Raw genomic sequence first — 23,190 nt, 5'->3', positions numbered from 1 at the left:
ATTTATAATTAATCATTAAATTCATTCTATTATTAACTTATAATCTAAAAAAACTATGGGCTTCTATCTTATTCCATTAATAATCTTCGGTTTTATAATTCTAATATCTGGCATATTTACAGTAAAACAACAAACATCAGCTGTCGTTGAACGATTTGGTAAATTCTTGAGTTTTCGTAACTCTGGTTTACATTTTAAAATTCCAGTTTTTGATCGTATAGCCGGTCGTATTAATTTAAAAATTCAACAGCTGGATGTACTGGTTGAAACTAAAACAAAAGATGATGTGTTTGTTCGCCTAAAGATCTCTGTTCAATTCCAGGTAATAAAAGAAAAAGTCTATGACGCCTTCTATAAGCTCGAAAATCCACACGACCAGATTACTTCTTACGTATTTGATGTAGTGCGTGCAGAGGTTCCTAAAATGAAACTAGATGATGTTTTCGAAAGAAAAGACGATATTGCAATTGCCGTAAAACAAGAATTAAACGAAGCTATGGTAAATTATGGATATGATATTATCAAAACCTTAGTAACTGATATAGATCCGGATTTACAAGTAAAAGAAGCTATGAACCGTATTAATGCAGCCGAACGTGAAAAGGTAGCAGCTGAATACGAAGCTGAAGCTGAAAGAATAAAAATAGTTGCCAAAGCTCGTGCCGAAGCAGAAAGTAAACGTTTACAGGGTCAAGGTATTGCAGATCAACGAAGAGAAATTGCCAGAGGTCTGGAAGAAAGTGTTGATGTATTAAACAATGTGGGTATCAATTCTCAGGAAGCTTCTGCCTTGATTGTTGTAACACAACATTATGATACACTACAATCTATTGGTGAAGAAACAAATAGTAATTTAATTCTATTACCGAATTCTCCACAGGCAGGAAGTGATATGTTAAATAATATGATTGCATCTTTTACAGCTTCCAACCAAATTGGTGAAGAAATGAAGAAACAAAATGCAAAAAAAGGTTTAGGTAGAAAAAAACCAGATACTGAAGAATAATTTTTTATATTCTACGTTAGTAACCCGATCAAAATATGGTCGGGTTTTTGTTTTGTAATACTTTACCTTATAACTTTGTAAGTTTTTACTGAAAACTGTTTTTAAGGCTTTTTAAGAAACTTTTATAAATGAATTAAATAAATTATACTAACTTAGTTTTTAAAGCTTTTAGAACCAACTACAAAAAGCAGTTTTTAATAGTAAAATCTTATACTAATTTAAAAACCATAATTATTTTCAATAACAAAAATTATTACATTTTTACAAGTACTAGTCATGAAAAATTACCTACTTATTTTACTTCTAGTTTCCGGAAGTATATTTTCTCAAAATGTTAAAGAATTAAAAAAATCTGCTTTAAGAGATGCAAAAGCAATTTCTAATGCATCCATAAAAGAAGATTATGAAACTTTAATAAAACATACACATCCTAATATCATAAAAGAATATGGTGATAGACAACTAAAGGCAGCTATTGAAGACCTTTATCGTGGTTGGAAAGCTCAAAAAATAAAAATTGTTAGCTCAAAAGTTGATGAAATTGCTGATATTAAAAAAGAAAAAAGAGAGTATAGGTGTTTAGTAAAAAACACTGTTAGAATGAACTTTAATGGAAGAAAAGTAACCTTAAAAAGTTCTCTTTTTGGCTTCTATGATAAGAAGAAAGAACTATGGTATTTTGTGGAATCAGATAAGCTTCTTAATGATGACGAAACCCAGAAGATTTTTAAAAACTTCAAAACCGAAATTCAAATCCCAGAAGATGAGCATATTCCTGAAAATTGATCTTTAAACAACAAACTTTTAAAACCTACCAAGTTTTCAACACATGGTAGGTTTTCTGTTTTTAGATGTTATACTTTTTAACTAAAGCTGATGCTTCTGCAACTAATAATTCATTAGTATCTTCTTTTCCTTTAAGAATAAAATCCTTTGCCGCAGTATCCGGTAGAAGGTTTTTCTTTTCTAAAACAATTCTCAATGCTATCATAGTGGCTACGCGAGTTCCAGCTTTTTTTACCGCTGTTCCATATAAAGGCACTAAATCTTCAATAGAAACATTTTTTGCAGCTTCTTGAATCTTCTTTTTAAGCACTTCTCTTTTATCATCAGGTACATTAGTATACTTCTTCCCTGCTCTTTTGATTTCATCTATTGGAGCAACTGTATGTTGTTGCTTTTGTTGTGGTTTCTGAGTGTTTTGTTTTACTGAAGCGGGTTTTACTTTAGCCCAAGTATCGCGTAATCCCACCGTCTTATTAAACACCAAAGCCTCTGATTTACTGTCCAGATCCACATTAAAATATCCTAATCTCTGAAACTGAAACTGTTCTAATGGTTTTACATTCTTAAGACTTGGCTCTATATAACCTGTAATTATCTTTAGGGAATCCGGATTAATAAATTCCATAAAATCTTTATCCTTATGTCCATCAGGCGCTTCATCATTAAATAAACGATCATAAATTCGTACTTCCGCAGGAATAGCATGTTTAACAGAAACCCAATGCAAAGTTCCTTTTACATTACGTTTTGACTCCTCTGTACCACTACCCGATCTACTTTTTGGGTCATAGGTACAATGAATTTCTGTTATATTACCTTCAGTATCTTTAACTACACTTTCTCCTTTGATGATATAAGCGTTTTTAAGGCGTACTTCTTTACCTAGAGTAAGTCTAAAGAACTTACTCCCCGCTTCTTCTTTAAAATCTTCTCTTTCGATGTATAATTCTTTAGAAAAAGGTACTTTTCTACTTCCAGCGGCATCATCCTCAGGGTTATTCTCTGCTTCTAACCACTCTTCTTCTCCTTCAGGATAATTAGTAATTACCAATTTCACTGGATTCAAAACAGCCATGACTCTTGGAGCTGTTTTATTTAAATCTTCACGAACACAAAATTCTAATAATGATACATCTATTACATTTTCTCGTTTAGCTACACCAACAGTTTCTACAAATTTTCTAATAGAAGCAGGTGTATATCCACGCCTTCTTAAACCAGAGATAGTTGGCATTCTAGGGTCATCCCACCCGGAGACAATATTTTCTTCTACAAGCTTGAGTAACTTACGTTTACTCATTATAGTATAACTAAGATTCAACCTTGCAAACTCCCTTTGTTTAGGTCTAATATCTTTACTATATACTTGATCCAAAAACCAATCATAAAGCTTTCTATGTGGTTTGAATTCTAGAGAACACAATGAATGCGAAATGTTTTCGATATAATCACTTTCACCATGTGTCCAATCATACATGGGATAAATACACCAATCATCTCCTGTTCTATGATGTGATTTCTTAAGAATTCTATACATCAATGGATCACGCATCAACATATTAGGATCTGACATATCAATTTTGGCTCTAACAACGTGTGATCCTTCATCAAATTCACCACTTTTCATTCTTTCGAATAAATCTAAATTCTCCTCAACTGATCTATCTCGATAAGGACTATTGGTACCAGATTCTGTAGTCGTTCCTTTCTGTTCTGCAATTTCTTCAGCAGATTGAGAATCTACATATGCTTTACCATCTTTAATCAACTGCACTGTCCAATCATACAATTGCTGAAAATAATCAGAAGAATAACACTCCTGATCCCATTGATAACCTAACCATGCAATATCTTTCTTGATAGCATCTACATACTCCTGTTCTTCTTTAGCCGGATTAGTATCATCAAAACGTAAATTTACCGGAGCATTATAAGAAAGTCCCAGTCCAAAACTAATTCCAATAGCTTTAGTATGACCAATATGTAGATAACCGTTAGGTTCTGGTGGAAAACGAAAACGTAAATCTTTTGGATTCATTCCGTTTTTAAGATCTTCTTCTATAATATGCTCAATAAAATTGAGTGGTTTTTTATCTTCTGTCATCTTTTAACAACTACTATATTTTCTACAACAATCTATAATTATTGCTTGTATTAATAAAACCCCTCTTTACAGCGGGATTAATTCAACTAATAACTTTGAACTATCTATAAAAACAGATATTCAAAGTAAAGTTTTATTAAAACACAAAACTACTAAAATTCTAACCTTGGATTACATTCTTTTTTAACTGAAATACATAAAAATGGGTTCTTTTCCTTTGTAGAGATACAAAAGAATCTTATTACCTTTGCTAAAAAGTTCTGTGGGTTTAGTTAAACTAAAGAATATCAAGGTTTATGCTTATCATGGCTGCCTGGTAGAGGAAAAGAAAATAGGATCTGATTATCGTGTAGATTTAAAGGTTAAAGCGGATCTCACCACATCTGCTGAAACAGATAAACTAGCTGATACTGTGGATTATGTTCATCTTAATTTTATTGTAAAAGAAGAAATGGCAATTCGTTCTAAATTATTAGAACATGTGGCAGAAAGAATATTAGTTCGTATATTGAAAGAAATACCTATGGTAGAAAAGGCTACTATTGATGTTTCTAAAATAAATCCTCCTATTGGAGGAAATGTTGAATTAGTAACTATCACAAGAACTAAAAAAAGATAGTTGGTTTTATAAAAAATTTTTTACATTTGCCAACCAACCAAAAATTGGGTGTCGTGGCCGAGTGGCTAGGCAGTGGTCTGCAACACCATCTACAGCGGTTCGAATCCGCTCGACACCTCAAGAAAAGAGATACTGAAAAGTGTCTCTTTTTTATTTTAAAGCTTGTCTTTTATTGTTGATTGGATTTATCTTTTCCAGTTTTTCTTTATTCTTTTCATAAGTTTCTGGAAACAAACCTTGAGCTAAGAGTAGAATACCAAAACCTAAAATAATAAGCGCTACTATCTTTTTGGTTTTAAAAATACGTTTTGGTGTAAGTTTGTTTCGTAAACGTTTAGCTGCTAGTATTTTAAAAACATCTGTAATAAAATAACTAACTAGCATCGTAGAAATAAAAATAATAACACCATTTTTTGAGGTTGTTATTGAATTACCAATAACAATAAAACCTAACCATCCTATTAAAACACCAATGTTTATAAAGTTAAGTAAAAAGCCTTTTACAAATAGTCTCCAATAGTTTTTTTGTATTTCTACTTTTTGATATTCTCTTACAATTAAACGAAAGGAGTTTGAAGTTTTTATAAAAGAAATTATACCATAAACCACTAAAAGCACGCCACCAAAAATGAGAAAATTTGGGTCATCCTTTACTTTTTCTAACAAGTTGTTAGTACTATAATAAGCAAGAAGTATAAAAACAACATCAGCTAAAATAACACCAATATCAAATATTAAAGCACTACGAAAACCTTTTGTTGCACTCGTTTCTAGTAGTACAAAAAAAACTGGTCCAATGGTAAATGCCAGGATAATACCAAATGGGATAGCCGCTAAAATATCATCTAACATGTTTATGATTACGGTTTCTTACAAAGTTAGAAAATAGAACTTAGTTTACCTCTATAATCTTGCCACCAAAAACCTTTTTTCCGTCCACTTCTTTTGGATTACCATATATCCTTATCGTTCCACCAGCTGCAGTGTTCGCTTTTACGTAGTCACTAGCATATACATTTGCTTTACCTCCTGCACTTATTTTTACCTTAGTGTTTTTGGTTTTTAAATCTTCTGAAATATATTGTCCTCCAGCTTTAACGGTAACTTCTTGTTCCTTTGCAATTCCTTCTAGATATAATCCTCCACCACTAACCGCTCTTGCAAGTAATTTATCGGTTTTAACTTCTGCATATATATCACCTCCTTCTTGTGCTCGTAAATCTAATTCGGTAGCTGTTATTATACCTTTTACATTAATTTTAGCTCCTTCATTCACGTCTAATTTTGAAACATTTGTATAATATACCGTTACATTAGTATCGTTATCATCCCAGGTATTACTCAAAGACATTTTAATTTTTAACACATTATCTTTAAGAACTACATCTACTTCTTTTCTACTAATACCAGAAATTTCTACTTTATTTTCTGATCCTTTAAGAAGTTTCACTTCTATTTTATCAAAGACTTTAAGTTCATCAAAATCCCCAACATTTTTTGTTATAACATCTTGTGCTTTCAGCATAGATACAACAAATAAAAACGAAAGAAATACTACTTTTTTCATTCCCTAAAAATTTAAATATTAATTATGATTTGTATGTAAAATTAACGTTGTGTTACTAGAATTATTCTACTTCTTCTCTACTCCCTATTAATGTAAAATCCAGATGTCTTTTTACTAAATCTGCGTTCTTTACTTTTACATAGACTTCGTCTCCTAATTGGTATGTTTTCTTAGAATTTTGGCCAATTACTGCATATTCATCCTGATCAAAAACATAATGATCATCACTCATATCTTTTAAGCGTATCATTCCTTCACACTTATTACTTATGATTTCAACATAAACTCCCCATTCTGTTACCCCTGAAATTACACCAAGAAATTGTTCTTCTTCATGGTCTTTCATGAATTTAATCTGCATATATTTAATCGAATCTCTTTCTGCACTTGCAGCTAGATTCTCCATACTGCTACTATGGTTACATTTTTCTTCAAATTCTTCTTCTGCAACAGATTTTCCTTTATCTAAATAATGTTGTAGCAAACGATGTGCCATAACATCTGGATATCTTCTGATTGGAGAAGTAAAATGTGAGTAATAATCAAAAGCTAATCCATAATGTCCAATATTATGGGTAGTATATTCTGCTTTACTCATACTACGTATCGCTAACGTATCTACTAAATTTTGTTCTTTTCTACCCTGAACATCTTTTAGTAATCCATTAAGTGATTGGGTAGTTGTTTTACGATCTCTTAGATCCAATTTATATCCAAATCGACCAATAATATTCTGTAAAGCTGCTAATTTTTCATCATTAGGTTCATCGTGTACACGATATACAAATGTTTTCTTTGGATTTTGCTTTCCGATGAATTCTGCGACCTTTTTATTAGCTAACAGCATAAACTCTTCAATAAGTTTATTAGCGTCTTTAGAAGTCTTAAAAAACACTCCTGTCGGATTACTATCTTGATCTAAAGAAAATTTTACTTCTACTTTATCAAAAGAAATAGCACCCTCTCCCATTCTTTTCCTTCGCATGATCTTTGCTAACTCGTCTAGCTTAAGAGTGGCTTCTGCAATTTTTTGATCTGCTTTATAACTTTTTCCGGTAAGGGAGATCTCTTTAGGAATATCATTTTCACCTGTTTCAATAATATGTTGTGCTTCTTCATATGCAAAACGAGCATCAGAATATGTGACTGTTCTACCAAACCACTGATTCTTTATTTCAGCTTTATTATTGAGTTCAAAAACTGCAGAAAATGTATACTTTTCTTCGTTAGGTCTTAATGAACATGCATTATTAGATAATACTTCTGGAAGCATCGGTACCACTCTATCTACCAAATACACGGATGTTGCCCGTTCATAGGCTTCATCATCTAAAATGGTTCCGGGTTTTACATAATGCGATACATCTGCAATATGAATTCCTACTTCATAATTGCCATTTTCTAATACCTGAAATGATAATGCATCATCAAAATCTTTAGCATCTTTTGGATCAATTGTAAATGTTAAGATATTTCTCATATCTCTACGATTTTTGATCTCTGATTCATGTATACTAGTATCTAATTGATTTGCATACTCTTCTACTTCGGTAGGAAATTCATAAGGTAACCCATACTGTGCAAGAATTGCGTGAATTTCGGTATTATGTTCTCCGGGTTTACCAAGAACTTTAACAACTTTACCAAAAGGAGAATCTGCTTTCTCAGGCCAATCTTCTAGTTTTACTAAAACCTTATCACCATCCTCTGCATCTTTTATTTTATTCTTTGGAATAAAAATATCAGTATACATCTTGATATCAGATATACTTACAAAAGCATAATTCTTCTGAATTTCAATAACTCCTACATATTCATTTCGTTTACGTGTAATAATCCTGGAGATTTCTCCTTCACTTTTTCCTCTTCGTTTTCTGCGATACACATAAACCTCTACTTCATCTCCGTGTAATGCTTTATTCAAATTGTTATTTGGTATAAAAATATCGTCGTCTAAATCTTCTACAATTACATAGCCGGTACCTTTAGAAGTAATTTCTAAAACACCAGTATAAGTATGGCTGCTTAATATGATTTTGAATTTTCCCCTTTCTACTTGCTCAATTTGTTTTTTTGCAGCAAGCTGTGATAGTTTTTTAACAATTTGATTACGACTGCTTGGATCATCCACTCCAAACTTAGAAGCTATCTGTTTATAATTGAAAGTTTTATTAGGTTCTTCTTTAAGTATTTTGAGTATTCCCTGGGTAATATTTTCTATTTTAGGAGACTTCTTTCTTCTTCTACTCTTTCTTTTCATTAATGTCATTTATATAATATGTGATAAAAGTACAGTTTATCTTTTAACATATATAACTTTAGGTTTAAACTTTTAATATTGATTATTAATTATTCATGTTTAATATCAAAAAATTACAGTATCTGTAAATCAGTATATTACATTTCAAAAAAATAAACAAATTAAGTTATTTATCTTAAAATTTACTTAATTTTAATACACTACATATAGTTTTTATTCGTTAGCTAGTGCATTGATATGATAAAGATTAAAAAGATACATAAGATAATTCTTCTCTTTATACTAATATTTTTATTTGGTGTATACTCTTTTACGCTTTATATAAATAATACAATTGATCAGAAAAAAGAAGCTAAAGAACAACTAGAAATTAAAGGTTCAACAACTCTAGAAAGACAAGTTACAGAATTTGATTAATTCTTATTTTTATAATTTGTATATTTAAGTAAACTACAAGTTAGGGAATTATCACATATGAAGAACTTTATTACTGTAGCTACATATACGTATCCACACGAGTATACTATTCTAAAACTTCTTTTAGAACAGGAGAATATTTCATATTTCTTCGAAAATGAAACTATGATTGGAGTCTTCCCTTTTTACTCCAACGCTTTAGGAGGTATTAACCTCAAGGTTCACAAAAAGGACAAAGAAAGAGTTCAGCAAATTATAAATAATCTAAACACTAATTCACACTTAAGAATAGTCTAAAATAATATTCTTTATCCTTTCTATAATTTAAAAACAGTTTTCAACATATATAATATATATCTTTTTTCTTTTTCTAAATTTTAAAATAAATAATGATGATTATAATGTAGTGTGGATAGCGGTATATCTTTTTTGAATTTTATTTGTTTTTTTACTTAAATCAAATTTTCAGAAACATATAAACAGGATATTAATATCGTAAATGATTGAAAATGTATTAAAAATGAAATTTAATTAACAGTTGTTAATAGCTAATAAACACATTAAAGTTTTAATATTTTTACGGGAAAACCATAGTTCATAACATTAATTTAATGTTTGAAAACTCATCCAAAAAAAACGACTTATAAATTTTGATTTGTAACAGTAAGCCATGTATTCTAATAAAATTTGATAATACAAAATAAACTTGCTGAATTTTAAGAACTAATTATTCACAATGTATGTTAACACACGGTAAGGAGTTATTAACATTGAGGTGACAACAGGTTAAATTATTGATTTTTTGAGGTTTACTTTTTTTGGATTAAAGTATCTTTGCTTGTACAACAAAAACATCATATATATAATGAAAATAGCTATTGGAAACGACCATGCAGGAACTGAATATAAGTTCGCAACTGTATCATATTTAGAATCAGAAGGAATAGAAGTTACTAATTACGGAACAAACGAAAATAATAGTGTGGATTACCCTGATTTTGTACATCCTGTAGCAAATGATGTTGATAAAGAAAAGGTAGATTTTGGTATATTAATATGTGGAAGTGGAAATGGAGTAGCAATGACTGCTAATAAATATAAAAATGTACGTGCTGGATTATGTTGGACCAAAGAAATTACTGAATTAACAAGACAGCATAATAATGCTAATATTATTTGTATTCCTGCAAGATTTACATCTCTTCATCAAGCTATTGATATGGTAAAAACATTTTTAGCAACAGAATTCGAAGGAGGAAGACATTTAAATAGAGTTAATAAAATACCAATGTGTGTGTAATATATGGTAGAAAATCACGCTCATAATCACAGTCATTCTCATAAGAAACTCACTGGGCGTAATTTATTATTTTCCATATTACTGAACATCTTAATTACAGCATCTCAGGTTATTGGAGGGCTAATATCGGGTAGTCTTTCTTTGCTTTCTGATGCTTTGCATAATTTTAGTGATGTACTTTCCCTGGTTGTAAGTTATTTTGCTAATAGATTAGCAAAAAGAAAAGCGTCTATAAAAAGAACTTTTGGTTTTAAAAGAGCAGAAATTATGGCAGCTTTTGTTAATGCTGCTACACTAATTATAGTTGCAATTCTTCTAATTATAGAAGCTGTGGAGCGTTTTCTAAATCCACAAGAAATAGAAAGTAATATTGTTATTATTCTTTCATCAATAGCTATTCTTGGTAATGGATTCAGTGTTTTATTATTAAAAAAAGACAGTAAGGTAAATATGAATATGCGTTCAGCATATTTACATCTTATTACAGATATGATGGCTTCTGTGGCAGTTTTAATTGGCGGACTATTAATGAAATTTTATCAGATTTTCTGGGTGGATAGTGTGCTTACTTTTGCAATTGCTATATATCTTATTGTGGTAGGTTATGATTTATTAAAATCATCTTTTAAAATATTGATGTTATTTACACCAGATAATATAGCTATAAAAGAAATTGTGAGAACGGTGAATAGTTTAGCCGAAGTAAAAAATATACACCATATTCACGTTTGGCAATTAAACGAGGAAGAAACACATTTAGAAGCTCACATCGATTTTAGTGATAATATTAGTGTCTCTGAATTTGGAGAAACCCTGCATAAGATAGAAGATATGTTGAATGAAAAATTCGGAATTAATCATATTACACTGCAGCCGGAATTTGGAAGAGAAGGAAATAAAAATATTATAGTGCAAGATTAAATATGGCATTGCAATTTAAAGTAAAACGCTTTAGCGAAATAGATACTATAGAGCTCTATAAAATTTTGCGCTTACGCGCAGAAGTGTTTGTAGTGGAACAAGACTGTGTATATCAAGATGTTGATAATAAAGACCAAAATGCCTTACATGTGATTGGCACAAAAAATAATGAGGTTATCGCTTATACACGAATTTTTAAAGCTGGTGATTATTTTGAAAACGCAAGCATTGGACGAGTAGTTGTATCAGAAAGTGAACGCAAGTATGGTTATGGTCATGTATTAATTAAGGAAAGTATAGACGCTATTCAAAAACACTTCAATACAGTTAAAATCAAAATTTCTGCACAAACCTACCTAAAGAAATTCTATGAAAAACATGGTTTTACTCAAGTAGGAGAGGAGTATCTGGAGGATGGAATTCCTCATATCGCAATGATTAGAAAATAAAAAAACCTGCTATATAGCAGGTTTTAATATAGAACAACTTTGTTTATTACTTCAAAATCTTTTCATACTTGTTTTTAGCTCCTAAAATTTCCTTGCTTTTAGCAACTTCAGGATTATGTTCCACATAGTAATTGTATAAACCTTCTCTATAGAAATAACGCTTTATGATTTCATCAGTAAGTAATGTTACGATTTCTGCTTTATGAGCATCAAGAGCCTTTTCTTTAGATGTTTTTATAGTCGCCAATAACGCATTATAATTATTGGCTATATCTTGATCAAGATTTTCTTTACTAGCAGTTTCAATTGCTTTTTCTAAAGCTTTTTCAGTTTCTGTCTCAAAATTAAAACCTGTCTGTTTTATAAATTTTTTGAAATCTACATAGTCACTATCAGTAAATTTAAAATCCTTAGGGTCCTTTAATTGATGAGAATAATAATATTTAGTTCCATAATTAAATATAGCATCAGATCTTAATAAAGCAGTGGTAATTTTACTGTACTTAGAGGTCTCTAGCTCAATATCTGGTTGAATTCCTCCACCATCATATACAGTACGCCCATTTTTAGTTTTAAAAGCCTTAAAATCTTCCTCATTGATTCGTACTGCATTATTGTTTTTGTCACGGTTCCAGTAATCTAAAGCCTGGATACATCTTCCGCTTGGAGTATAATATCTGGAGATTGTGATTTTTAGCTGAGTACCATAAGTAAGTTTTTTAGGTCTTTGTACTAATCCTTTCCCAAAGCTTCTGGCACCTATCACCACACCACGATCTAAATCCTGAATGCTTCCCGCTACAATTTCACTAGCAGAAGCACTTCTTCCGTTTACTAAAACAACTAATGGAATTTCTGTATCGACAGGGGATTTTTTTGTACGATACTCTTTATTATATTTTTTAACAATAGACTTAGTAGTTGTGATCAACTCTCCTTTAGGAACAAAAATATTGGTAACATTGATTGCTTCACTTAATAAACCTCCGGGGTTACTTCTTAAATCAAGAATAACCTTGTCAGCACCTTTAGCCTTAAGATCTTCTAGAGCCTCTATAGTTTCAGAAGAAGCTTTGTTGTTAAACTTTGAGAGTACAATATATCCACTATTATCGTCTAGCAAAGTATAAAACGGCACAGCTTTTACTTCAATCTCCTTACGAGTAAGTACTGTCGTTTTGGTTTCTCCTTGTCTTTTATAGGTGATATTTACTTTGGTATCACTTGCTCCTTTAAGAAGCTCTCCTGCGTCTTCTTCGAAATCAGCCACCTTAACGTCTCCTATCTGAATAATCTCGTCTCCGGCCTTAAGACCGGCTTTATCGGCCGGATAATCTTTATAAGGTTCTACGATGATGATTTTATCTTTTATTGTCTTTACTGATGCACCAATACCGGTATATTCTCCAGAATTACGAATTTTTGAGGCTTCGACATCTTGTTCATTCCAATATTTGGTATATGGATCCAGATCATCAAGCATTGCTTTGATAGCCGTATCCATAAGTTCTGCGGGATTGGTCTCATCTACATAATTCATGTTCAGTTCCTTGAACATTGTAGTAAAAATCTCAATCTGCTTAGCAATTTCAAAAAAATCTGATTTAAAACTCACTGTTGACAACAATATCACAACAGCAATAACAGGGTAGAGGATTCTCTTTTTCATTAGATTGTATTTTTTAAATAAAACATTCACTCAGTTATTGATCTGAATTAAGTTCAAGTTTTTTAAACTTTTGTAATATTCCTTTTATTTTAGACGCTATCAAATCATACTCAGGAAGCTTTTTTCCTGTGTACAAAAACATAAAAGTGAACTGATGAGTAGTGTTACTGGTTACAATATACTTATTTTTTCTATAACCTTCGCGCAATAAACGTTTTATACGGTTACGATCTACTGCTTTTTTAAAATTACGTTTACTAACCGATACCGCGGTCTTGACGCTAACATCGTCATCTAATTCAGCCTTTCTGTAAATTAAACGTATTGGAAATTGAGCAATAGATTTCCCTTCAGAGAATAATAACTCTATTTCCTTTTTACTTTTAAGTCTTTCTTTTTTACCTAAAGTTTCTTTGATCATTGGGCTAAAAGTAAGGATAAGATTTAAATGAGATTACTTTTTCAAAACAAAAATTCCAGGCCTGAAAGCTTCAAACCTGGAATTTCAAAATATATTTAAAATATATTACTTTTTAACGAAAGTAATAGCTTTAGATTTATTACTAGAGTTTAATTGTAGTACATAAATACCATTGGTTAATTCCTGAACTCCAATTTGTTTTTCAGAGTTTAGTTCACCACTTTTAATGATTTTACCGCTAATATCTATAATAGAATAATCAAGGTCTCCAGGTACAAATGTATCTTCTATATCAATGTTGATTACATCGTTAGCAGGAATAGGGTATGCAACAAATGGAGTATCATTAGTTTCAAACTCTTCTACAGAAAGTGGTGTAATTTGTGCTTCAAACATTCCATTTCCGTGTGTACCTATTAAAAGCTTATCGGCAGAGGGTTTATATGCTAATGAGCTTACCAAGGCAAAACCAATTTGATCAGGAGATTCAATCACCCAGTCTGAAGTAGTGGGGTCAGTACTAGAATACAACCCTCTTGCTGTACCCACAAAATAAGTAGCTTGATTATCTATTTCAGTAATAGCTGCTGATCGAATAGAGAAAGGAGCTAGATTTCTTTCTACAATTGTCCATGTAGGATTAGCAGCAGTAGCGTTGGTGGTTAAAAATATATTAACAATACTATAGTTAGAATAAGTAACCAAAGCAATATCAGGATTCGAAGGATGAATAGCAATACCACTTACTACATTAGGATAATTTCTACCTACACCCGGAGGGGTGATGTCAACAGCAGCAGCTATGTTTGCAGCATTTTGAGGATTATCTAGCCTTAATAAACTACCAGAATCTCCACCAATCATTAGGTAACTGGAAGCTGCATTATATGTTCCCCAGTTCGCAGCATATTGTGATATCCATTCATTAGTAGTACCACTAGATGAAGCAGTTTCGATTGATCCCATATCAGTCCAATTATCCGTAGTGGCAGCACTAGATTGTGTATTTCTGTACATGTTTGTTCTACCCGCATAATACAATGCATTATTATTGCTAGGATCTAAATAAAAATAAGTAACAAATTGACTATTAGATCCTGTAGGCGTTATATCTGTAAATTCAACAGGACAATCTCTAAAAATGTCACCATTTTGAAAGCCTAAAAAGAAAGGAACACAATCATTATCTCTGGAAACCGCCACGGCAACACCATCTCCACCTGCCACAGAAGACATAGTTGTCAGATTGGGGCTACTATTAAACCCACCCGCTGTGGTTCCATTATCTTGTGCTCCACCAATAACAATATTAGAACTTGCGTTAGGATCTGTAGCAACGTGGTAATATTGATATGTTTGGTAGTTATTGTTTAAATTATTCCATGCTACTGTGGTTGCGGTTATATTGTCAGACCTATGTATTCCACCATCAGTACCGGAAAATAAAATATTGGCATTATTAGGATCAAAAACAAGAGCGTGGATATCGGGATGGTGTGTGTCACCTCCACCTAAGTTATACAAAGAGTAACCAGTATTATCTCTGTACCCTCCAATTCTGGTAAATGTAGGATCCGTAGTAATATTAGCAATTTTATAAGCATTAGTTCCTCCGATTATCACAAAATTTTCATTATCTGGTTTTACACTTACTACAGCATCATAACCACCTTGTAATGAAATAGGATCATTTCCTGGACTATCTCCTCCAGGTTCATCCGGCATTTTAGAAGTGTAGTTGGTCCAAACATTAGAACTGTCATTAAACTGAAATAAACCGGCAGGAATTGTGCTAGCAGAAAGATAAAGAGCATATACAATGTTTTCATTAGAAGGGGCAATCCCTAAAACAACTCTTCCAGAGGAAGCCCATCCAGAAGGTGTTCCATTGCCCGCAATTCTTGACCAATTTCCACCATTCGGTAATTGCCAAACTCCTTCATTTGCACCACCACTATTACCTGCAATACTAGCATAAACGGTACCCGTAGAAGTGACGACAACATCTGTAAAAAAATTTCCATTAGCATTTAATTCTACAGTCCATGCAGCACCATCAAATTTACGAATTGCACCACGAGTTGCTGCATATAAATCACCAGTAAGTGGATGAACTACTATTTTATGGATGATATCAAAAGGAGAGTCATCAGCTTCCTGAGCTGAAGATGTTGAAGGGATTTGAGCCCAGTTTTGACCTCCATCTGTGGATTGCCAAATACCTTGTCCCAGGAATATAGAAGCTCCGCCACCATTGATACCACTTGCACTATTTCCAGCGAACTCTCCAGTTCCATAATACCAAACATTCTCAGACCCAGACCTTGGATCCTGAACTATTGTAGTAGCATTATGAATTTGGTTATTAGGAGATACTTTAGTCCAACTTGTACCACCATTAGTGGTTCTAAAAACACCACTACTTACACCACCAGCTATGATAGTATTACTTGAAGCATCAGATCGATCAATAACTAAGGATCTTGTTCTACCTCCTAAATTAGAAGGCCCCCTGGAAATGTAATTTGCAGTAGAGAATTTACCTAAGTTTTTTGAAGTAATAGTTTTCTGCATTATATTTTTAGAAACACCTATTTCCAGTATTTTCTGATCTAAAGGAATTTTTCCTGTTTTAGAATTGATCTGAAATTTTTCTTCATGTTTGATTCGCTCTTCTGCAAATCTGCGACGTTGCTCCATCGTCTTTTCCTTCTTTTTCCCTTTCTTTTTTAAAGGAATAAGCTCTTTTTTAGCCTGAACAGTATTGTCTCCTTTTTCTACAAAATAAGCAGCGGAAAAAAACAAAAACAATAGAATGACAGAAAAGGAAATAAGTAATTTTACCTTTTTCATATAGAAATATTTAATGATATAACAATTTTGTTTACAAAAATAAATAATATTTATGATCTTGTTAATAAAACTTTAAAAAAACACAATTTTTATAGGGTAGAAATGAATTTTCTGTAATTATTTTAAAAATCATAAAGATTTATTCACTCAAACCTTCTTTACAGGTTGTTTTATTAGTGAAACTCGGTTTTGAGAATCTGCCTCTGGTAGAGTGCTCAAAATTGTAAGTTGAACCTGCCTACCTTGTGAATGGCAGGCAGGCTAATCCCGCTTTTTCAGCGGGATCTTGATTCAATACCACGACCCTTGGGTCGATTCCTTTTATCGGGTTCAGGGCTTGCCCTGAGGTTTAATACCTTTTATTGATTATAAGAATTATTTTCAGCATTTACATCAGCCATTTGTTGAGTGATATCAATCTTAATAGATTTTATTTCTGCTTTTGGTTTAGGAATATCCAAAGTATATGTTGGATTTGTCCAAGGCCAATCTGAAAGCACTTTTCTTTTTAAAGAAGCGTCAGAATGTGGTTTTTCACCTCTCATAATTCTGATCGGGATATAGAACAATTCTTTAGAACCATCGGCATATTCTACATAAAGATCAATAGGCATTGGCATTAGTCCAATTCTTTCTAAAGTAACAGAGGTTTTCTTGCCGTTTTCTACAACATCTTTGACACCATAATCCACAGTATTTGTAGTTTGAGTCCAATCTGTTAAATACCAATCTAATTGAAGTCCTGAAACTTTTTCAGCTACTCTTTTAAAATCGTTAGGTGTTGGATGTTTAAATTTCCAGTCATTATAATACCTTTTGATTGTTTTTGCCAAATTTTCATCTCCAATTACATACCCAAGTTGTGACATAAACACAGCTCCTTTGGCATACGCCGAAGCTCCGTAAGCCGCATTATGAGTATAACGGTCTGCCTGGGTTGTTTGTGGTTGTTCTATACCAGAAGTTGCCAACTGAAAGTATCCTTGATACATTCCTACCATTGGGTTCTGATTATCTTGTTTCATTACATCATTCATAGCTAATGTAGAAATATAAGATGTAAACCCTTCATCCATCCATTCGTGTTTAGACTCATTGGTGGCTAAAATATGCTGAAACCAAGCATGAGCCATTTCGTGAGCTGTTACACCTACTAGACTACCAAAATTTCTTTCGCCAGTAATCAATGTACACATGGCATATTCCATTCCTCCATCACCACCTTGTATAATAGAGTATTGATCATATGGATATTTACCAATTCTAGAGCTAAAATACTTCATTAACTCTACAGACTTAGGCTGAAGGTTTTTCCAATTTTCTTTAATCTTAGCGTTATCTTTATATAAAAAATGAAGCGTTGGTCCATCAGGTATTTTAACCATATCATGAATATATTCTGGATCAGCTGCCCAAGTAAAGTCATGTACATTAGGGGCTTTAAAGTGCCAAGAAAGTTTTTTGCCTTTAGTTTTTACTTTGGTTCCAGCATCTTCATATCCGTGCCCTATTTCTTGAGGGTTCTGTAAATATCCAGAACCACCTAAAACATAATTTTTGTCAATATTGATGGTAACATCATAATTTCCCCATACCCCATGAAACTCTCGAGCGATATATGGATGTGCGTGCCAACCCTCAAAGTCATATTCTGCCATTTTTGGATACCACTGAGTCATTGATAAAGCTACACCTTCGCTATTATTTCTTCCAGAACGACGAATTTGCTTAGGTACTTGACCATTAAATTTCATAGAGAAAGTAGCCTTCTCTCCTGGAAGAATAGGTTTTTCTAGCTGAACCTCTAGCACTGTTCCAGCGGTTTCATGTTTTAATTGTGTACCGTTTTGAGTTAAAGAAGAAACTTTTAAATACCCTATCTCGTCCGGAGTAAGTTTGCTAATACGATCCATTACTCTAGCATCAGGGTCAGGAAGATTAAGTGACCTGGTATCCATCTCGCTCCCTGGTTGAAAAGCATTGAAATATAAATGATAAAATACTTGGTTCAAAGTATCTGGAGAGTTATTGGTATATACAAGCTCTTGTGTTCCTTCGTATTTGAAGTTTTGCACATTCATATCGATGTTCATAGTATAATCAACGTGTTGCTGCCAATATGAAGTGTTGTTTTGAGCAGTTATGCTGAAAACTGCAAAAAAGAAACTTAAAGAAATGATTTTAGACATAAGAATTTTTATTATTTAGACATTTTATCCGCAAGGATAAGTGCGTTATACAAGTTAACCATTTTACCGGATTTGGATAGCTCAGAAAACTTTCCGGTATCGGTAGGTTTTCCTGCTATAACTACAGTTGCTTTGGTGCTTAAACCACTATCCATTAGTATTTGTTTTACTTGTGAGGCTTTTAAACCAGGATAATAAGAACGGATCATTGCAGCAACGCCTGAAACTGCAGGAGCAGCCATAGAGGTTCCTTGAAGATATTCATAAGAGTTGTTAGGCGTTGTAGACCAAATTTTAACCCCTGGAGCAAAGGCATCTACATTACTTTTTCCATAATTAGAAAAATCTGCTATCAACTCCGAACCATATGAATAATTTAAAGCTCCAATAGTAATAAAATTATTTGCTATTTCAGAGGTATTATTTGTTTGATCATTAGGGTATACAGGTTTTTGATCTAAGTTGGTACCTTCATTACCAGCAGCATTAACAATTAAGACATCTTTTTTGGCCGCATACTTAATTGCATCCCAAACCCATTCTGGATGAGTAGAATAATATTTTCCGAAACTGGTATTGATGACTTTAGCTCCGTTATCTACTGCATAGCGAATCGCTAAGGCGATATCTTTATCATATTCATCACCATCAGGAACAGCTCGGATAGACATAATTTTTACATTCTTTGCAACACCATTCATTCCTTTTCCATTGTTTCTTTCTGCAGCAATGATACCAGCAACATGAGTTCCGTGCTTGATACCTTCTTTTTTAGGGTCAGGCCCCATCACTTTGTTGTTACCATAATTGGTGTCCTTAATATCATCTACGTTATCTCCAACAACAGTTCTTCCATCAAACTCAGGGTTGAGGTTATAATTTAGTTGATTAGTAAAATGATCAACCCCTTCTTTAAGATTTTTCATGAAATCAGGAATTTTTTCACCTTCATCCATAAATCCAAACATTTGAGAAAGAAAAGCCACATGTTGCTGCATTTCTTGAGTTTCTGCCTTAGCTTTTAGCAGCTCTTGCTGAGAATAATCTTCTTTCCCTATAACTTCGGAAACCGTTTTATGAGAAATTTTGATTTGTTGTAAAATCTGCTCATACTGAGTTTTGTTTCCGATAGCTTCCTGGTATTTTTCTTCGAACTCGGCTTTAGCCTGAATATATTTTTGATATTCTTCTTTGTCGTTTTCTGAAACAGAAGCTAAGTTTTTACCTGTGTATTTTTGTTTTAATTTCTTAATTATTCTTACAAACTCTAGGTTTTCATCTTCAGAGTCACCAAGAAAATTCCATCCATAAATGTCATCAACATAACCGTTTCCATCATCGTCTTTTCCGTTTCCTTTGATTTCTTTAGTGTTTATCCAAAGCACGCCATCAAGGTCCTCATGCTCGATATCTACACCGCTATCTATAACACCCACGATTACGGTCTGACCTTTTCGGGTTTTGATAATTTCATTATACGCTTTATCAACACTCATTCCGGGTATTGTGTCGGTGATTAAATCCAGAGAATTCCAACCTTTTAATTGAGACTCTGTTAGATCTATGTTTTTTAAAGGAATTGTATCAATATTTTCAATAGGAGTTGAAACAATAACCGGCGCTCCACCACAACCTACTATCATCACTGATGAAGCTACCACAAAAGTTTTCTTTAAAGAGGCAATCATTTTATTTTTTATTTTAATTAAATATTTCTTTACAAGTAAAGGTTTCTTTTAGCCGCACACCTTTTTCAGTATGTTGTACGGTAATAATTTCATTATGTGCATCATGTTCTAAAAATAAATACCATTCATTATCCGCGGCATTCTCTAAGAACAATTTTTTTTCAGGCAATGTCAATAACGGCCTTGTATCATACCCCATAACATAAGGCAGAGGAATATGACCAGCTGTAGGCAAGAGGTCTGCCATAAAGACTATTGTTTTTCCTTTGTAATCAATATGCGGAATCATTTGTTTTTCAGTATGACCATCTGCAAAGAGTACGCCAAATCCCAATTCTGTGTTTTTTTGAAATGCATCTCCTGATCTTTTGATATAGTTAAGATGTCCACTTTCTTGAATCGGAAGTATGTTTTCCTTAAGAAAAGAAGCTTTTTCCCGAGCGTTAGGTTCTACGGCCCATTTCCAGTGGTTTTCATTACTCCAGACCTTAGCATTCCTAAATGCCAATTCATAACCGGTTTTGTCATTGTTCCATTTAACGACACCACCACAATGATCAAAATGAAGATGAGTTATAAAAACATCTGTAATATCATCAGGATGAAATCCAGCTTTTTTTAAGGATTTATCCAAGCTATCATCTCCCCAAAGGGAGTAGTAGCCAAAAAACTTTTCGGATTGTTTGTTTCCCATTCCAGAATCAATTAGGGTCAATCGATCTCCGTCTTCAATGAGTAAACATCTGGCTGCAATATCGATCAAATTGTTAGCGTCGGCAGGATTGGTTTTGTTCCACAATACTTTTGGTACTACTCCAAACATAGCACCACCGTCTAACTTAAAATTTCCCGCTTTTATGGGGTATAATTGCATAGTCTAGTGATAAATTTTTGCAAAATAGAAAAAATGGTGGGTTCGGAGATTTAATTTTTAGACTTTTTAACAACAAGATAGAGAATATTATATATGATTTTGTGATTTTGATTCGAAAATGTGTTTTTAAAAAGGTTGTTTTCAAAAAAAGTGCGATATTTTAGCAATCAAAGAAAAGAACAAACGTATATGGTAGAATTAGCAGGGATTGTTATTTTGGGAATTTTAGCACAGTGGGTCGCTTGGAAATTTAAAATACCAGCTATTCTTCCTTTAATTCTGATAGGACTATTGGTAGGACCAATTGCCACGTTGTTTACAGAAGATGGCACAAAACTTATTGAACCCATATGGGATGGTAGTAAAGGTTTATTTCCTGGCGAAAGTCTGTTTTATTTTGTTTCTCTGGCAATAGGAATCATTCTTTTTGAAGGTGGATTGACTCTAAGACGAAGCGAAATACTAAATGTAGGGCCGGTAATTGTAAAATTAATTACTGTAGGAGCAGTGGTTACTTTTTTTGGAGCCGGATTTGCAGCGCACTTTGTTTTTGGACTCAGTTGGCCGATATCTTTTTTATTTTCTTCTTTGATAATTGTTACAGGGCCTACGGTGATTACACCTATTCTTAGAAACATACCTCTAAAAAAAGATGTATCGGCGATATTAAAATGGGAAGGTATTCTGATTGATCCTATTGGAGCCTTGGTGGCGGTTTTAGTTTTTGAATTTATAAGCGTAGGAGAAGGAAAGGCCTTTACATTTACCGCATTGTTAGAGTTTGGAAAGGTGGTGCTGTTTGGGTTTACCTTCGGGTTCACTTTTGCCCATGCATTGGCTTTTGCTATAAAAAGAAAAGTAATTCCTCATTATCTATTAAACGTATTTACACTAGCTGCAGTTTTAGCGGTATTCGTACTGTCTGATATTTTTGCACATGAATCTGGTTTACTTTCTGTAGTGATTATGGGGATGGTACTAGGAAACATCAATCTACCTAATATTGAAGAGTTATTATATTTTAAAGAATCACTCAGTGTATTACTGATATCAATATTATTTATTCTTTTGGCAGCTAATATTAATATAGAGGATCTGGAGTTGGTGTTTAATTGGAATGAGGTGGCATTATTTGCTACAGTAGTTTTCATTATAAGACCATTAGGGGTTTTCCTAAGTTCTATAAATTCGGGACTCAAGTTCAATGAAAAATTGTTTATCAGCTGGGTAGGACCAAGAGGGATTGTAGCTGCTGGTATTGCATCTCTTTTTGGGTTAAAACTTGCCAGACAAGGAGAGCCTGGTGCAGAATATATTACCCCTTTAGTATTTATGATAGTATTGGGCACTGTTTTGCTTAATGCCACTACTGCACGACTATTTGCAAAGATGGTGGGAGTTTTTTTAAATAAGTCAGAAGGCATTCTAATCATAGGCGCATCAAAAGTATCAAGGCTGATTGCCTCTTATTTAAAAGAGAATAACAGACACGTTGTGCTTTTAGATAGTAATAGAGAAAACATCAAAATAGCTAAAGGCTTAGGATTAGAGGCAATAGATGGAAACATCTATAATGACAAACTAGAAAACAACATAGAATTAAGTGATATAGGTTTTTTGATGGCATTAACCGGCAATAGCGATATCAATAAATTTGCTATTAACAAATTTAGAAATCAATTCGGAGAGCATGGTTCATATCGACTAATTACTTCTGAGGAAATGAATGATCCTGACAACAACCCTGTAGAAGGGCTGTTTTCTCATACAGATGATTATTATAGATTAATAGATCTTGCAGAAAAATATCCAGGGATTTTAGAAATAAAGATAGAGAATAAGGATCATTATGAAACGATCATAAAAATCACCAAAGAAGATACAGAAATTATTCCTTTATTTATTAAAGACCCATACAACCACATAAAAATAATCTCATCTTATAGTGAAACTATTAAAGAAATAGAAGAAGATAGTTATTTGGCATATATAGGAAAGCCAATAGATGTTGAGGTGATTGAATAAAATCGACGAAAACACAAGTTTTACCGTCAAAAAACACAATTT

Annotated in this window: 18 protein-coding genes and 1 tRNA gene; 9 read left to right on the top strand and 10 right to left on the bottom strand. The window is 32.8% G+C overall.

What is annotated here, in order from left to right; all coding sequences use genetic code 11:
• Positions 1 to 55 precede the first annotated feature (55 nt).
• Positions 56 to 1,006, top strand: coding sequence for an SPFH domain-containing protein (locus tag J8M14_RS08200; RefSeq protein WP_211074107.1), 951 nt, complete (start codon positions 56 to 58; stop codon positions 1,004 to 1,006).
• Positions 1,007 to 1,282: 276 nt separating this feature from the next.
• Positions 1,283 to 1,792 (top strand): NTF2-like N-terminal transpeptidase domain-containing protein, encoded by a 510-nt coding sequence (locus J8M14_RS08195; protein WP_211074106.1) that lies wholly within the window; start codon positions 1,283 to 1,285, stop codon positions 1,790 to 1,792.
• 61 nt (positions 1,793 to 1,853) lie between these two features.
• Here J8M14_RS08195 and J8M14_RS08190 read toward each other — a convergent pair whose 3' ends face one another.
• Positions 1,854 to 3,896, bottom strand: a complete 2,043-nt coding sequence (locus J8M14_RS08190; RefSeq protein ID WP_211074105.1) for a glutamine--tRNA ligase/YqeY domain fusion protein — start codon at positions 3,894 to 3,896, stop codon at positions 1,854 to 1,856.
• A 262-nt stretch (positions 3,897 to 4,158) separates the two neighbouring features.
• On the opposite strand from J8M14_RS08190, the gene folB reads away from it, so the two are divergent.
• Both folB and J8M14_RS08180 read left to right on the top strand, forming a co-directional pair.
• Entirely contained in the window at positions 4,159 to 4,515 is a 357-nt protein-coding gene (folB, locus tag J8M14_RS08185) for a dihydroneopterin aldolase (protein ID WP_211074104.1), read from the top strand.
• 47 nt (positions 4,516 to 4,562) lie between these two features.
• Positions 4,563 to 4,633: transfer RNA gene (locus J8M14_RS08180), tRNA-Cys, on the top strand.
• A 32-nt stretch (positions 4,634 to 4,665) separates the two neighbouring features.
• Here J8M14_RS08180 and J8M14_RS08175 read toward each other — a convergent pair.
• The 3 genes from J8M14_RS08175 to rnr all read right to left on the bottom strand — a co-directional run bounded on the left by J8M14_RS08175 (position 4,666) and on the right by rnr (position 8,342).
• Complete coding sequence (locus tag J8M14_RS08175) at positions 4,666 to 5,367, bottom strand: LysE family transporter (RefSeq protein WP_211074103.1); 702 nt, start codon at positions 5,365 to 5,367, stop codon at positions 4,666 to 4,668.
• A gap of 40 nt (positions 5,368 to 5,407) precedes the next feature.
• A complete protein-coding gene (locus J8M14_RS08170; RefSeq protein ID WP_211074102.1) occupies positions 5,408 to 6,082 on the bottom strand; it encodes a head GIN domain-containing protein in 675 nt (224 codons plus the stop codon).
• Positions 6,083 to 6,143: 61 nt separating this feature from the next.
• Positions 6,144 to 8,342, bottom strand: coding sequence for a ribonuclease R (rnr, locus tag J8M14_RS08165; RefSeq protein WP_211074101.1), 2,199 nt, complete (start codon positions 8,340 to 8,342; stop codon positions 6,144 to 6,146).
• A 474-nt stretch (positions 8,343 to 8,816) separates the two neighbouring features.
• Between rnr and J8M14_RS08160 the strand changes: the two genes are divergently transcribed.
• The 4 genes from J8M14_RS08160 (at position 8,817) to J8M14_RS08145 (ending at position 11,429) form a co-directional block, all read left to right on the top strand.
• Entirely contained in the window at positions 8,817 to 9,056 is a 240-nt protein-coding gene (locus tag J8M14_RS08160) for a DUF2007 domain-containing protein (RefSeq protein ID WP_211074100.1), read from the top strand.
• Between the two features lie 568 nt (positions 9,057 to 9,624).
• Positions 9,625 to 10,059, top strand: coding sequence for a ribose 5-phosphate isomerase B (gene rpiB, locus J8M14_RS08155; RefSeq protein WP_211074099.1), 435 nt, complete (start codon positions 9,625 to 9,627; stop codon positions 10,057 to 10,059).
• 3 nt (positions 10,060 to 10,062) lie between these two features.
• A complete protein-coding gene (locus J8M14_RS08150; protein ID WP_211074098.1) occupies positions 10,063 to 10,980 on the top strand; it encodes a cation diffusion facilitator family transporter in 918 nt (305 codons plus the stop codon).
• 2 nt (positions 10,981 to 10,982) lie between these two features.
• A complete protein-coding gene (locus J8M14_RS08145) occupies positions 10,983 to 11,429 on the top strand; it encodes a GNAT family N-acetyltransferase (RefSeq protein WP_211074097.1) in 447 nt (148 codons plus the stop codon).
• Positions 11,430 to 11,475: 46 nt separating this feature from the next.
• Here the strand turns inward: J8M14_RS08145 and J8M14_RS08140 are convergent, their stop codons facing one another.
• The 6 genes from J8M14_RS08140 to J8M14_RS08115 form a co-directional block, all read right to left on the bottom strand.
• On the bottom strand, positions 11,476 to 13,098 hold the full coding sequence (locus J8M14_RS08140) for a S41 family peptidase (protein WP_211074096.1): 1,623 nt from the start codon (positions 13,096 to 13,098) through the stop codon (positions 11,476 to 11,478).
• A gap of 34 nt (positions 13,099 to 13,132) precedes the next feature.
• A complete protein-coding gene (rnpA, locus tag J8M14_RS08135; protein ID WP_211074095.1) occupies positions 13,133 to 13,519 on the bottom strand; it encodes a ribonuclease P protein component in 387 nt (128 codons plus the stop codon).
• Positions 13,520 to 13,624: 105 nt separating this feature from the next.
• Positions 13,625 to 16,372, bottom strand: coding sequence for a T9SS type A sorting domain-containing protein (locus tag J8M14_RS08130; protein ID WP_211074094.1), 2,748 nt, complete (start codon positions 16,370 to 16,372; stop codon positions 13,625 to 13,627).
• Between the two features lie 359 nt (positions 16,373 to 16,731).
• Positions 16,732 to 18,561, bottom strand: a complete 1,830-nt coding sequence (locus J8M14_RS08125; RefSeq protein WP_211074093.1) for a M1 family metallopeptidase — start codon at positions 18,559 to 18,561, stop codon at positions 16,732 to 16,734.
• An 11-nt stretch (positions 18,562 to 18,572) separates the two neighbouring features.
• The gene (locus J8M14_RS08120; protein ID WP_211074092.1) at positions 18,573 to 20,249 is read right to left on the bottom strand and encodes a S8 family serine peptidase; all 1,677 of its coding nucleotides are present in this window, start codon (positions 20,247 to 20,249) and stop codon (positions 18,573 to 18,575) included.
• A 13-nt stretch (positions 20,250 to 20,262) separates the two neighbouring features.
• Positions 20,263 to 21,123, bottom strand: a complete 861-nt coding sequence (locus J8M14_RS08115) for an MBL fold metallo-hydrolase (protein WP_211074091.1) — start codon at positions 21,121 to 21,123, stop codon at positions 20,263 to 20,265.
• A gap of 189 nt (positions 21,124 to 21,312) precedes the next feature.
• On the opposite strand from J8M14_RS08115, the gene J8M14_RS08110 reads away from it, so the two are divergent.
• Positions 21,313 to 23,148 (top strand): sodium:proton antiporter, encoded by a 1,836-nt coding sequence (locus J8M14_RS08110; protein ID WP_211074277.1) that lies wholly within the window; start codon positions 21,313 to 21,315, stop codon positions 23,146 to 23,148.
• Positions 23,149 to 23,190 lie beyond the last annotated feature (42 nt).

This window comes from Aquimarina sp. MMG016, assembly GCF_018100805.1.
Taxonomy (GTDB): Bacteria; Bacteroidota; Bacteroidia; order Flavobacteriales; family Flavobacteriaceae; genus Aquimarina.
Note: the sequence above shows the minus strand (reverse complement) of the source record. Positions and strands in the feature narration are given on the sequence as shown.

Excerpts from the sequence above, each read along its gene's own strand:
- J8M14_RS08200 (WP_211074107.1), top strand. The coding sequence starts at position 56 with ATGGGCTTCTATCTTATTCCATTAATAATCTTCGGTTTTATAATTCTA.
- J8M14_RS08195 (WP_211074106.1), top strand. The coding sequence starts at position 1,283 with ATGAAAAATTACCTACTTATTTTACTTCTAGTTTCCGGAAGTATATTT.
- J8M14_RS08190 (WP_211074105.1), bottom strand. The coding sequence starts at position 3,896 with ATGACAGAAGATAAAAAACCACTCAATTTTATTGAGCATATTATAGAA.
- J8M14_RS08175 (WP_211074103.1), bottom strand. The coding sequence starts at position 5,367 with ATGTTAGATGATATTTTAGCGGCTATCCCATTTGGTATTATCCTGGCA.
- J8M14_RS08170 (WP_211074102.1), bottom strand. The coding sequence starts at position 6,082 with ATGAAAAAAGTAGTATTTCTTTCGTTTTTATTTGTTGTATCTATGCTG.
- rnr (WP_211074101.1), bottom strand. The coding sequence starts at position 8,342 with ATGAAAAGAAAGAGTAGAAGAAGAAAGAAGTCTCCTAAAATAGAAAAT.
- J8M14_RS08160 (WP_211074100.1), top strand. The coding sequence starts at position 8,817 with ATGAAGAACTTTATTACTGTAGCTACATATACGTATCCACACGAGTAT.
- rpiB (WP_211074099.1), top strand. The coding sequence starts at position 9,625 with ATGAAAATAGCTATTGGAAACGACCATGCAGGAACTGAATATAAGTTC.
- J8M14_RS08150 (WP_211074098.1), top strand. The coding sequence starts at position 10,063 with ATGGTAGAAAATCACGCTCATAATCACAGTCATTCTCATAAGAAACTC.
- J8M14_RS08145 (WP_211074097.1), top strand. The coding sequence starts at position 10,983 with ATGGCATTGCAATTTAAAGTAAAACGCTTTAGCGAAATAGATACTATA.
- J8M14_RS08140 (WP_211074096.1), bottom strand. The coding sequence starts at position 13,098 with ATGAAAAAGAGAATCCTCTACCCTGTTATTGCTGTTGTGATATTGTTG.
- rnpA (WP_211074095.1), bottom strand. The coding sequence starts at position 13,519 with ATGATCAAAGAAACTTTAGGTAAAAAAGAAAGACTTAAAAGTAAAAAG.
- J8M14_RS08130 (WP_211074094.1), bottom strand. The coding sequence starts at position 16,372 with ATGAAAAAGGTAAAATTACTTATTTCCTTTTCTGTCATTCTATTGTTT.
- J8M14_RS08125 (WP_211074093.1), bottom strand. The coding sequence starts at position 18,561 with ATGTCTAAAATCATTTCTTTAAGTTTCTTTTTTGCAGTTTTCAGCATA.
- J8M14_RS08120 (WP_211074092.1), bottom strand. The coding sequence starts at position 20,249 with ATGATTGCCTCTTTAAAGAAAACTTTTGTGGTAGCTTCATCAGTGATG.
- J8M14_RS08115 (WP_211074091.1), bottom strand. The coding sequence starts at position 21,123 with ATGCAATTATACCCCATAAAAGCGGGAAATTTTAAGTTAGACGGTGGT.
- J8M14_RS08110 (WP_211074277.1), top strand. The coding sequence starts at position 21,313 with ATGGTAGAATTAGCAGGGATTGTTATTTTGGGAATTTTAGCACAGTGG.